This is a genomic window from Bacillus sp. V3B, from assembly GCF_024494465.1.
Taxonomy (GTDB): Bacteria; Bacillota; Bacilli; order Bacillales; family Cytobacillaceae; genus Bacillus_BD.
The window spans coordinates 55,658-67,703 of sequence record NZ_JAETXM010000007.1; the positions used below are offsets into that span (position 1 = coordinate 55,658).

A 12,046-nucleotide genomic window follows, 5' to 3' on the forward strand; every position below is an offset into this window, starting at 1 on the left:
CACCTTCCTTGATTTTAGATAAAATTCTATTAAAATATGCTATAGGCTGGTCTTTGGTCTAAATCTCGTGCTAAGGATGTATGAACATGTTTTGTTTGAGTATATTCATATAAAACATCATCCCCAAGTTCACGACCTATTCCGCTCTGCTTATATCCACCAAAAGGAGCATCGAATCGCATCGCATGCCAATCATTTATCCAAACGGTTCCTGCTCTTAATTCTTTAACAATTTGCTTAGCTTTTACAACATCACTTGTCCAAACTCCAGCAACTAATCCATAAATAGAATCATTAGCGATTTCAATCGCTTCTTCAAGAGTCGAGTATCGAATGACCGCTAGAACAGGCCCAAATATCTCTTCTTGAGCAATTCGCATATCATTCCGAACATCAGCGAAAATAGTTGGTTGAATATAATATCCCTCTTCTAAACCTTCCACTATGACACGTTGACCGCCATATACTAATCTAGCACCTTCTTGAATACCAATATCAATGTAACCGAGAATAGAATCTAGCTGACTTTTTGAAATAACAGGTCCCATTCCAGTATCAGGACTTTGAGGGTCCCCCACCTTAATCGTTTCGGCATACTTGACCAAACGTTCGAGTACTTCCTCATAGATGGAATCATGAACTAATAAGCGTGTTCCTGACATACATATTTGTCCGGAGTGGAAACAAAAACCATGCAAAATGCCTGGGATAGAAATATCTAAGTCTGCATCCGGAAGAACAATTCCAGGTGATTTTCCACCTAACTCAAGCGTCACTCGTTTAATCGTGTCAGAGGCTTGTGCCATAATGTTCTTGCCAATTTCTGTTGAACCCGTAAACGCAACCTTATCAACACTTGGATGCGTTGTGAGTACATCTCCTACCTCCGAACCAGGACCTGGAATAACATTAAATACACCATCCGGAACCCCTGCTTGTGTAGCTAATTCAGCTATTTTTAAAGTGGAAAGTGGGGTATTAGAGGCTGGTTTCACGACAATCGAATTTCCCATTGCCAATGCAGGAACAACCTTCAGCATCGCTAACATTAAAGGCACATTCCATGGTGTGATAGCCGAAGCGACTCCAATCGGCTCTCTCCAAACTTCGTTATGATTCGATCCTACAGTTGGAAGAAACTCTACATGTGCAAATTGGTGTAGTTTTTTCACCACCTGATCAATTAAATCTGCTGCCCTTGCTGGATCAGAATAAGCTTTGCGTCTTGTTGCACCTGAACTGATAATATCCAGTTTTGCAATTTCTTCAATATTGTTGCGGATGAGATTGGCAAACTGTGTAAGAACCTCAGCTCTTTCTTGATATGACTTTCGTGACCATACACCTGAATCAAATGCCTTTCTTGCAGAAGCAATCGCCTTTTCTGTATCACTTTTGCTCGCCTTAGCCACTTTCGCAATCACTTGTCCATTTGCTGGGTTACGGACATCAAAAGTTTGATTATGGTCTGCAGCCTGCCAGTTACCATTTATAAAAAGTGAAAACTCCAACAGCTGCTTCGTTTTATTAGCCATGAATATCCCTCTTTCTTGATTTAGCTTTATGAAAATATAGAAGATACATAGGAAATTTTCATTATTGGTTTATTGGGAAGGCGATGACCAATAGGTTGACTTAAAGCTAGTATTAGAAACATCCCCTATTTAAAACCAATCTGTTTATTTTATAATGTATTTATAATAAATTGATTACTATCTGAATCTACTGCTCTCCTTAACATTTCAAGTCTGACATTAAATTGTTTTCTCGCAAACTCATACACTTCACTAACTTTAATTCCAAACGCATCAACTTCACCTGAATTGATATTGTTATTAAACATTAACTTCTCAGCAATCGGCCACCATTCATTCATTTTATCTTCAACAAATTGGTATATCTCTGGTTCCTCACGAATTAATTTCTGAAGAAGATAGGTACCAAAGGAAATATGTCGGGCTTCATCTCTCTTTATATTCTCGATCCCTTGCATTAAACCAGGCATCAAACCAAGGCGGTTTACACCTTCATACATTAAAAAGTAGGCTGTTTCGGCTTGAACCCCTTCTTGAAACATATTATAAATTGCTGAGGCTTCTGCTATTTCTTTATTTGTTGGATTATCTAACAATTTATTCATGGTATTTGGCAGTACATTTAACCACATGTGTAAATGTTCTTCACTTGAATAAGCTATACTCCCTTTCTCCCCAATCTCCTTTAATATGATATTAAAAAATTCAACGTGTTTTGCTTCTTCCCATAAGAAAGAAGTTAAATAGATTTCATCTTCTAACCAACCTTTTTTTCCGACGGCTACAATCATTGGGGTAATTTCATGTGTAACCGATTCTTCTCCGACAAGAAACTTTGAAAATCGTATCCTTAAAGTTTCTTGCTGCTCAGGAGTAAGATCTTTCCAATCTTCTTTATCTTGACTAAAATCAATGTCGCTAGGATTCCAGACACCAAATTTTTTAGCCTTTTGAAATAATTGATACGTGAATGCGTTTTCATTAATTCCTCTGGATAGAGATACAATTTTTTCTTTTCTCATAAGTGTTCAGCCTACTTTCATATTTTTTTATAGCATGAAAGAGAAGTAATAGTTTCTCATTAAATAATCACTTCTCTCAATCATTTCTACCAATCATTATTGTTTTGCCTTTTCTCTTAATGAGCTGGCATCATAAGACTTTTTGAGAATATTTAAACGTACTTCTAATTGCTTTCTTGCAAACGCTAACATATCAGGGATTTTCATCCCTAATCCATCTGTTCCTCCATTTTGGGCGAGAGAACCCCATGTGTATTCAGTTATTGGCCACCATTCATTTCTAATTTTGTTTTCAACAAAATGATAGATTTCTGGATCCTCTTCTGTGATTAAACGATGTAAAATATGATTACCAAACGAAATATGTCGTGACTCATCATGCTGTAAATTACGAATTCCTTCAAGTAAACCAGGAAGTACATTGTTTTTCTTACAAAAATCAGTAAAAGTGTAATAACTTGTTTCTGCTTGGATTCCTTCTTGATAAATATTATATATTGCTGCAGCTTCTGCCATGTTTTGTGGAGTGGCATCATCTATTAAACGGTTCATGATGGTTGGTAACGTTTCAAACCAAGTTTCTCGATGTATACCAGTTGAATAATTGATATCCCCTGGTTCTCCAATTGCATCCATAAATAGTCTAAACATTTCAACATGTTTTGCTTCTTCAAAAACAAATGTCGTCAAATACATTTCTTCTTCAAGCCAACCCTTTTTTGCACAAGCCATAATCATTGGTAAAATATCCATTGTAACTGCTTCTTCACCAACTAAATGTCTTGAAACTTTTATTTTGATCGTTTCTTGTGTTTCAGGAGACAACCTTTTCCAATCTTCTTTATCCTGCGAAAAGTCAATTTTACTTGGGTCCCATATTCCAAATTGTTTAGCTCTTTGATAAAGTTGGTAAGGAAACGAATTCTTATCAATTCCCCTAGTTAATGACATAATTTCTGTTCTCATTGTTCAATCATCCCTTCAATTTTAATTATATATTTTCCCCTAATGCCGATTGTTGACTTCAGGAGCTGAATCCCATTTTTTTGAAGCAAAGTGACTTTACTAGAAATTTATTTTATGTGTCCTCCTCTCTCACTCATTTTTAAATGTAAATATTTTAATCACACTTTCAGATATATTTGAAGGCGTTTTAAAAATGAAGTTAAAAAATAGTCACATTTTGCGAAATTCTAGAAAGGAAAATAGGTTTAATTAGAAAGATGACAACAACCTGCAAGAGTACCTGCAATCGTCATAGCATCTGCTGTTTGATTCACATCAAGCTTAAGAAGTTTGGCTGCTGCTGCCTGCTGCTCCGTAACTATTTACAAAACCTGGTGGAACCATTCCTGTCTCCTGATAAGATTTAATTCTAAATTACCCTCTTTCACTCCATTCATTTCGATGTTGATGAAATCATATGGGATGATGTTTTTGTAACTCCCTTTTTCTCGAGTTGCTCGATTTCTTCCTTTGAAAAATGTAAGTTTGAAAGAATTTGATCGGTATGCTGCCCCAATAATGGTGGTGCTGTACGTATTTCTCCTGGTGTTTCTGAAAAGAAAGTTGGAATGCCAATGGTTTTCATTTTACCAACAACTGGATGTTCAATTTCTTGAATCATTCCTCTTTCTAAATAATGGGGATCCTGTAACGCTTCATCAAATCGATTAATAGGTCCTGCAGGTACACCGGCCTTTTCACAGCGAGTTAACCAATAAGTATTATCTTGAAGTACCAATATGTTTTCAATTTCTCGCTCCAAATGCTCGACATTTTCCATTCTCTTCGTATTGTCAATAAATAGAGGATTTTCAATCCATTCAGGCTTCTCAATAACATCTACACAGAATTTCTCCCAATTCCGTTGGTTTGCACAACCTAACATGAGATACGAATCTTTCGTTTTAAACGCTTGGTATGGAGCTAAAGAGCGATGACGATGGCCGGTTGCTTCTGGAACGATTCCATTTGTAAAATAATGGGCAGATTCCCAAGCAAACCAAGGAAGACCTATTTCTGCCAAAGATAAATCAATATGTTGTCCTTTACACGTTTTTATTTTATGAATATAGGCAGCTAGAATGGAGTATACAGCCGTAATTCCGGCTCCGATATCATAGACTGCAATTCCAGACTTGGAAGGTCTTTTCCCTTTTTCACCCGTCATACTCATCAATCCTGTCATCCCTTGAGCAACAAGATCGAATCCACCTTTATGAGCATACGGACCCGTTTGACCAAATCCAGAAATCGAGCAATAAATAATTCCTTCGTTAATATTTTTGAGTGTTTGATAGTCTATCCCGAGAGAGGCTGTTACACCAGGTCGAAAATTTTCAACAACAACATCTGCTTCTTCAACTAATCGATAGAAAATCTCCTTCCCTTCTTCTGTTTTAAGATTTAAAGCGATACTTTTTTTATTTCGATTTATTTGAAAAAAACTGATAGATTCTCCATTAATAAATGGCCCTGTGACACGCGTATCATCACCTCCATTAACTTTTTCAATTTTTATGACCTCTGCACCAAGATCGGCTAAAACCATCGTACAGTATGGTCCAGCCATAATTTGCGACAAATCCATGATTTTTAGTCCATCAAGTGCTCCCAAACCAGTTCCTCCTTTGAAAGATTCAGTGAATTTAATCTGCATTTTTCATGTTGTCGACAATCAACTATATATATTATTATATACCTCGGTTTATCTTAAGTAAATAAATATATTAAAAATTCTAATAATTTGCTAAGTATAGAGATAAAGCCATTTTACAGGAAGGTCTGTGGTTTCCCGCAGACCTTCCTGTAAAGTTTGTTATTTTGTAATTTCCTGTATAGCTGTTCGATATGATTCTAAAAGCTTTTCCCCATTTTCAACTCCTTTTTTCTTAACATCTTCTAACCATAAATCATCCAATGGAGCTAATACTTCCATTAGCTCTTTATTTTGTTCTTGGGTTGCCTCAGTAACCTCAATATTATTCTTTTTCAGCTTGTCAATTAATTCTAGCTTCTTTTCTTCAATAGCTTCCGCCATTTTGACAGATGTTTCTTCCCCAGCTTGAATTAATGCTTTCTGAACGTTTTCTGATAATGAATTGAATTTATTTAAATTCATGGCGATTACATTATTGGAAGCCCCAAAAGTTCCTTTATAAGCATAATTAATTTTCTCTTCTAGTTTATACTCGTCCATATTTGACATTGGAAACAGGTTCCCATCAATTACTTTTCTTTGTAATGATTCGTAAAGCTCTGGGGTTCTGATAGATACCCCATTTGCTCCTAACAAACTAGGGATATGATTCAGAACACCGGATACCGAACCAATTTTTAAACCAGCTACATCGCTCAGATTTTCAATCTTCTTATCCGTTGTATATAATCCTTCTAGAGGAAATGAGATAACATACAATGGCTTTAAATGATTCGATTCCCATTCTTCGACCAATTCATTCTCTAACAGTTTTGTAAAAGCCTCTCCCATTTCAATTGCATTCGTAGTTAATGAAGGTAATAAGGTTACAGATGTTTTAGGAAGAAAACCAGCAGACGGTACATGAGACCAGCCTAAGTCCACTGCCCCATCTTTAATTAGTTGAGCCATTTCAGTAATTCCCCCTAATTGCCCGGCAGAATAGTATTCGAACTTCACTTTACTATCGGATAACTCTACTACTCTTTCTTGAAAGGATTCCGTAATCCCCCCCATATAATGTCCTGCAGGTAAGTGGTCTCCCATAACTAATACAATTGGTTCACTGGAATCCGAAGGACTTTTGTTTTCTTCATTCCCTTCCGTAAAACTTTGCTGATTACCACAGGCTGCAAGGAATACCCCTAGTACTAAAAGTATCGAAACTAACATTGTTCGTTTCTTATTTTTCATTCTAAAAAAGCTCCCCCTTTAATCCTATCTCATTTACAATAAATGTTACTAGTTGAATTCTGCGATCCAGCCTGGGTGTATGATTTCTAAAAACTTTGATTTAGAGGGCCAAGGCAACCTAAGCATACCCCTTTTATTTTCAATATCCTAAAATAAGTTAACTGTTATAAATACAATCAAACTCATTAAAAGGAAATAATATACACCAAATACAGAATTCCATTTAGCGACTTTAAGGGGAGTTGATCCTACTAAACTAGAAATAATAGATGTTGTACCATTGAAAGGACAAACCATCACTCCAATGACCATTGCTACCAATAAAGAACCTCCCCATAAGACAGGGTGTACCCCAATCGTTGAAGGATTCACAATATGAAGCACAATAATATTAGCGACTAACGGATGCATTCCCATCAATGAAAACAAGATAATAATCAACATGAAAATACTAACCAGAAGGCTAGGGTTAAGATAATTGGCTAGCCATATGAGTCCCTCAGTAATATAATCAAATAATGATGAAGACTCTAACACTCCTATAAAAAATCCAGCACTTAGCATTAAGGCAAACGTACCAAACAGATTGGATAAATCTTTTTCTATATAAGATGATACTTCTCGAAAATATCCCTTTCGTTTCTTTAATAAAACACTCCATACATATGAAAATGGAATCGATAATATAGAAGTTAAGTAGATCATACTCAGATGTGTAGTTTCATTAAGAAGTATAATCGTTATGACATAAATCGTAATTGGAATACATAGCCAAAGAATATATTTATATGAGATATTTTCATCCTGACTATGTTGTAGTTGAAAAGGAATTTGATTCAGTCGCTTTCGATCTAATAATTGTCCCAGTATAAGACCTAATATTGAGAGCCCTAAACCAAATAAAAATGCATGAGTGAATTTTACCCCTGTGTAATCAACCATTTGTGAAAAACCAGCACCCAGTGGACTAAACAGCATCGATAATGAATAACCTTGTATAATCGCAAGCCCCATAAACTTATCCGGAATATTCATCTTCACACTAGATTCTTTTACTAAAGTATGTGTCATGTTCATAGAAGACATATGAATGACGCTCCCAGCAATAAAGGCTAACACTTGAGTAAAAGAAAAAAACTGACGAGATTTTTTAATCCTTCTCATCGATAATTGTTCTATGGATACGGCATAGCCGGATAGCTTCACAGGCAATGTTAACAGGGGGACTAAGGCAATAAGAGTAATCACATCAACCATATTAGAAAAATAACTGAATAGGTGAATAAAGTTCTTTTGATCAACTATCGTAATCACAATACCTAAAAGTAAAAAAGTTAATGATATATATAACATGAGTCCTCTCAACCTTGGTAGCGAGAGTATGATACATAGGAGTGAAAGGATGTTTAAAGTAACAGAAATCCAGGTTGCTGAAAACGGAATACTCATTAAGTAAAATAAAAAAGCAAGAAGAAAGAATCCCGTACAAATTTTTTTATACAATCAATTTCCCTTCTTCCTAATTACTGAACAAAACCCAAAAAATACAAACAGAAAATTGGCAATATAAAATCCAATATTGCCAATTTTCTGTTGAATATTTTACTCAAAATGGTTAATTTACTTGAACTTCTGCTAATAGATTTTTAAACTCTTCTGTAAGCATTGGTACTACTTCAAATAAGTCCCCAACAATCCCGTAATCTGCTACTTGGAAGATTGGTGCTTCAGGATCTTTATTAACTGCCACGATAATTTTTGAATTACTCATACCCGCAACATGCTGAATGGCGCCTGAAATTCCACAAGCAATATATAAGTCTGGTGTTACGACTTTCCCTGTTTGACCAACTTGCATCGAGTAATCACAATATTGCGCATCGCAAGCCCCCCTAGAAGCACCAACAGCGGCACCTAACACTTCGGCTAATTCATTTAATGGTTGGAACCCTTCCTTGCTCTTAACCCCACGTCCTCCAGATATGACAATCTTTGCTTCCGTTAAATCGACACCTTGAGTGGCTCTACGAACAACATCTTTGATTACAGTACGGATATTTGTAATTTCAGCAGCAAAATGAACAACATTGGCTGTCTGGCCTGTAGCTGGTTCATTTGGCTCAATATTATTAGGACGAATCGTAGCAAAAATAGTCCCTTCTAATACTTGCTTCTTTTGGAATGCTTTACCCGCATAGATTGGGCGGGTAAATTGAATATCGGAATCATTGACCTCAAGACCCGTACAATCTGAAATAAGTCCTAGATCTAATCGTGCAGCCACTCTTGGAGCTAAATCCTTTCCAATGGCAGTGTGGCCTAAAATGATCGCTTCTGGCTGGACTTCTTTAATTAATTGAGTGAATGCTTGTGTATAAGCATCCGTTAAATAAGAGTCTAATTGACTGTTTTGGACTACATATACTTCATTAGCTCCATGATGGGCAAGCTGATTGACATGGTTTTGGGCTTCACTACCAAATACAGCAGCAATGACTGTCCCTCCGTTTGCCACTTGTTTTGCGGCAGCAATAGCTTCTAAAGAAACGTTACGAATATTTCCTTCACGAGATTCAGCAAAAACTAATACATTTTTACTCATTATGATCAGCCCTTTCTTATTAGATTACTTTTGCTTCTTTATATAGTAATTGAACCAATTCATTCACTTGGTCAGATAATTCACCATTTAAAACCCTTCCTGCTTCTTTTTTAGGAGGAAGGTACTGTTCGGTAACAACCGTTTTTGAAGGGATATCATCAGCATCAATATCTAGATCATCCGCTTCAAGTCTTTCTAGAGGCTTTTTCTTTGCTTTCATAATACCTGGAATGGAAGGATAACGTGGCTCATTTAAGCCTTGTTGAGCAGTAATAAGAACCGGTAATTGGGTTTCAATAAATTCCGTTTCTCCTTCCACATCCTTTTGTATCTTCGCAGTTGTTCCATCAATTTCCAGTCCTATAACCGTAATGATATGTGGAATATCTAATAGCTCTGCTAGTCTTGGACCTACTTGCGCTGCGCCATTATCAACGGCCATATATCCACAAATAATGATGTCATAAGAGTCTCTTTTGACTACAGCAGCAATGACTTTAGAGATTTTATACTCATCTCCAAACAGATCCTCATCCTCAACAAGAATGGATTTGTCAGCACCCATTGCAAGGGCAGTTCGTAGCGCATCCGCTGCACGATCAGGGCCTACTGTGAGTACTGTGACTTCCCCGCCATGTGTTTCTTTTAACTTCACGGCCTCTTCAACCGCAAATTCATCATAGGGATTAATGATGAATTCAACACCATCTTCATTAATTAACCCATCTTGAATGACTATTTTTTCTTCAGTATCAAAGGTCTGTTTTAGTAATACCAAAATATTCATTTTGTTTTTCTCCTTTCGATAAAACCTTTTATTTGATCATAATTAATTTTAATATTCTGTAAATTTACTTGACCTTTTCCAATGTTTTCTTTTTCAGTTTGATTAAAGCATCAGCTACCTTAACTCCATTTCCTACTGGATAAACCATCACTGGGTTTAGGTCTACTTCTTCCATTTCAGCTGCATAGTCTATGACAAGATGACTGACTGAAGTAATTAAATCAGAAAGTGCCTCTATATCTACTGGTGGCTGCCCTCTTAGTCCATTTAAGATGGAAAAACCTTTTAACTCTTGAATCATTTTTAATGCTTCATTCTTATCAACAGGTGCTTTCCTGATCGAAACATCCTTAAATGCCTCTACAAAAACCCCCCCTAAACCTACCATTATCATTGGCCCAAATAGCAGATCATTTTTTGACCCTACAATGATTTCGGCAATAGGGCGATCCAGCATCTCTTGAACTAATACCCCTTCAAATTCTGCATCCTGTATTTGGAAAATCCTTTGACGAAGATATCTAAATAAACGAATCACTTCAACATCATTATAAACATTTAAGTGAACAAGATTGGCTTCTGTTTTATGTGAAATCTGTGGTGACATTCCTTTTAATACGACAGGATACCCAATTTCATTAGCAACTTTAACCGCTTCTTCTTCTGTTTTAACCATCTTTTCGATGGTGACAGGAATATCATAATATTGAAGTAATTGTTTACTGTGTACTTCTGTCAAAGTATGAGACGTAAATAGAGATAAATCTAGTTTCTTCTTGATCCATTTCATTTCACTTTGAGTAGAAGGATAGAAATGATTGCCTAAATAGCTCAAGGCTTTAGCCACTTTAACCATTGTGATCGGATCATCAAAAACAGGAATTCCTGTTTTATGAATCTTCTTTTTGGTTTCTGGTGTAAACAAAGTTGTCAGCAACTGTGGAATATGCGGGTATTCATTGTGGATCTCTTTCATGGCAGATAAAAGTTCTTCAAAAGCTTCTTTTTTATATCCTTGAATGCCAGTAAAAGTAACAATCATATCATAGATTCCGTTATCCAGTACCTCTCTCAAAAAGTCCCCAAAAATCTTAGGATTATTAACTAGATGACCTGTAAAATCGACCGGGTTTTGTATGGATGCAAATGGCACAAGTTGAAGTAGTTTTTTTCTTACACTTTCTTCAGGCTCAGGTAAATTTACATCTTGGAAAGCGAGATAATCAGCCATCATAATTCCAGCCCCACCTGACACGGTAAAAATGGCAATGTTTTTCCCTTGTGGAAGCCTTCCGAAAGAACAGGCATATGCTATATCTAACATCTCTTGAATACTTTCAACCCGATACGCACCTGTTTGTTTAAAAATCACATCATAGGAAGCATCCTCACCAACTAAAGAGGCTGTATGTGATAATGCAGCTTTACTGCCAATTTCTGATTTACCGGTCTTTAAAACAATGACTGGCTTATTATTTTTCTTTGCCATTTCTAATGAAGAAATTAACTTTCTCCCATCTTTACAGCCTTCTAGATATACAGCAATAACATCTGTATGTTCACCTTGAGCCAAGTAGGCAATGCAATCTGCAACATCGATATCTGCTTCATTACCAGTGCCGATAAAATAACTTAGTCCAATTTGTTTTTGCGATGCTAGTGTATAGATGTAACCGCAAAAGGCCCCGCTTTGACTTACAATTCCAATTCTCCCTTTAGGAACCTCTCCTAAACTAGAAGTGATCGCAAAATTGGCAATGGCTCCCTTTTTCAAATTAAACATACCGACTGTGTTTGGTCCTAATATTCTCATTCCATAGTTATTCGCGATTTTCGTTAATTCTTCTTGATTTCGTCTCCCTTGTTCTCCAATTTCAGAAAAACCAGCACTCATGACGATAATAGACTTAACCCCATGAGTGCCACAATCTCGAACAGTTTGTAAAACCAACGAACTTGGAAGTACAATAATTGCTAGATCAATTTCATAAGGAACATGACTAATATGTGGATAACATGTTAAACCTGCAATTTCTTCATATTTAGGATTTATAGGGAAAATTCTTCCTTGATATTTAAAATCTAATAAACTTTTAATAGGAAGTCCTCCAATTTTCGTTAAATCAGAGGACGCTCCTATAATGGCAATGCTATTTGGATCTAGTAAGGGTTTTAGCGAATCTAATTCTAATCTCATTATTATCT

The 12,046-nt window shown here is 36.2% G+C and carries 9 protein-coding genes; all 9 read right to left on the bottom strand.

What is annotated here, in order from left to right; genetic code table 11:
* Positions 1-29: 29 nt before the first annotated feature.
* Positions 30-1,535 carry an aldehyde dehydrogenase family protein gene (locus tag JMM81_RS10430; RefSeq protein WP_256241516.1) on the bottom strand — a complete coding sequence of 502 codons (1,506 nt, stop codon included), beginning with the start codon at positions 1,533-1,535 and terminating at the stop codon, positions 30-32.
* Between the two features lie 149 nt (positions 1,536-1,684).
* A complete protein-coding gene (locus JMM81_RS10435; RefSeq protein WP_256241517.1) occupies positions 1,685-2,557 on the bottom strand; it encodes a R2-like ligand-binding oxidase in 873 nt (290 codons plus the stop codon).
* A 96-nt stretch (positions 2,558-2,653) separates the two neighbouring features.
* The gene (locus tag JMM81_RS10440; protein WP_256241518.1) at positions 2,654-3,523 is read right to left on the bottom strand and encodes a R2-like ligand-binding oxidase; all 870 of its coding nucleotides are present in this window, start codon (positions 3,521-3,523) and stop codon (positions 2,654-2,656) included.
* Positions 3,524-3,956: 433 nt separating this feature from the next.
* Positions 3,957-5,177: a CaiB/BaiF CoA transferase family protein gene (locus tag JMM81_RS10445; RefSeq protein ID WP_256241519.1), complete on the bottom strand. Its 1,221-nt coding sequence runs from the start codon at positions 5,175-5,177 to the stop codon at positions 3,957-3,959.
* A 201-nt stretch (positions 5,178-5,378) separates the two neighbouring features.
* Complete coding sequence (locus JMM81_RS10450; RefSeq protein WP_256241520.1) at positions 5,379-6,452, bottom strand: TRAP transporter substrate-binding protein; 1,074 nt, start codon at positions 6,450-6,452, stop codon at positions 5,379-5,381.
* 147 nt (positions 6,453-6,599) lie between these two features.
* Positions 6,600-7,805: a hypothetical protein gene (locus tag JMM81_RS10455; RefSeq protein WP_256241521.1), complete on the bottom strand. Its 1,206-nt coding sequence runs from the start codon at positions 7,803-7,805 to the stop codon at positions 6,600-6,602.
* Between the two features lie 262 nt (positions 7,806-8,067).
* Positions 8,068-9,054: an electron transfer flavoprotein subunit alpha/FixB family protein gene (locus JMM81_RS10460; protein ID WP_256241522.1), complete on the bottom strand. Its 987-nt coding sequence runs from the start codon at positions 9,052-9,054 to the stop codon at positions 8,068-8,070.
* A 19-nt stretch (positions 9,055-9,073) separates the two neighbouring features.
* Entirely contained in the window at positions 9,074-9,841 is a 768-nt protein-coding gene (locus JMM81_RS10465) for an electron transfer flavoprotein subunit beta/FixA family protein (RefSeq protein WP_256241523.1), read from the bottom strand.
* 64 nt (positions 9,842-9,905) lie between these two features.
* Positions 9,906-12,038, bottom strand: coding sequence for an acetate--CoA ligase family protein (locus JMM81_RS10470; RefSeq protein ID WP_256241524.1), 2,133 nt, complete (start codon positions 12,036-12,038; stop codon positions 9,906-9,908).
* Positions 12,039-12,046 lie beyond the last annotated feature (8 nt).

Coding starts and splice junctions, on each gene's coding strand:
- JMM81_RS10470 (WP_256241524.1), bottom strand. CDS start 12,038: ATGAGATTAGAATTAGATTCGCTAAAACCCTTACTAGATCCAAATAGC.
- JMM81_RS10465 (WP_256241523.1), bottom strand. CDS start 9,841: ATGAATATTTTGGTATTACTAAAACAGACCTTTGATACTGAAGAAAAA.
- JMM81_RS10450 (WP_256241520.1), bottom strand. CDS start 6,452: ATGAAAAATAAGAAACGAACAATGTTAGTTTCGATACTTTTAGTACTA.
- JMM81_RS10430 (WP_256241516.1), bottom strand. CDS start 1,535: ATGGCTAATAAAACGAAGCAGCTGTTGGAGTTTTCACTTTTTATAAAT.
- JMM81_RS10460 (WP_256241522.1), bottom strand. CDS start 9,054: ATGAGTAAAAATGTATTAGTTTTTGCTGAATCTCGTGAAGGAAATATT.
- JMM81_RS10455 (WP_256241521.1), bottom strand. CDS start 7,805: ATGTTATATATATCATTAACTTTTTTACTTTTAGGTATTGTGATTACG.
- JMM81_RS10435 (WP_256241517.1), bottom strand. CDS start 2,557: ATGAGAAAAGAAAAAATTGTATCTCTATCCAGAGGAATTAATGAAAAC.
- JMM81_RS10440 (WP_256241518.1), bottom strand. CDS start 3,523: ATGAGAACAGAAATTATGTCATTAACTAGGGGAATTGATAAGAATTCG.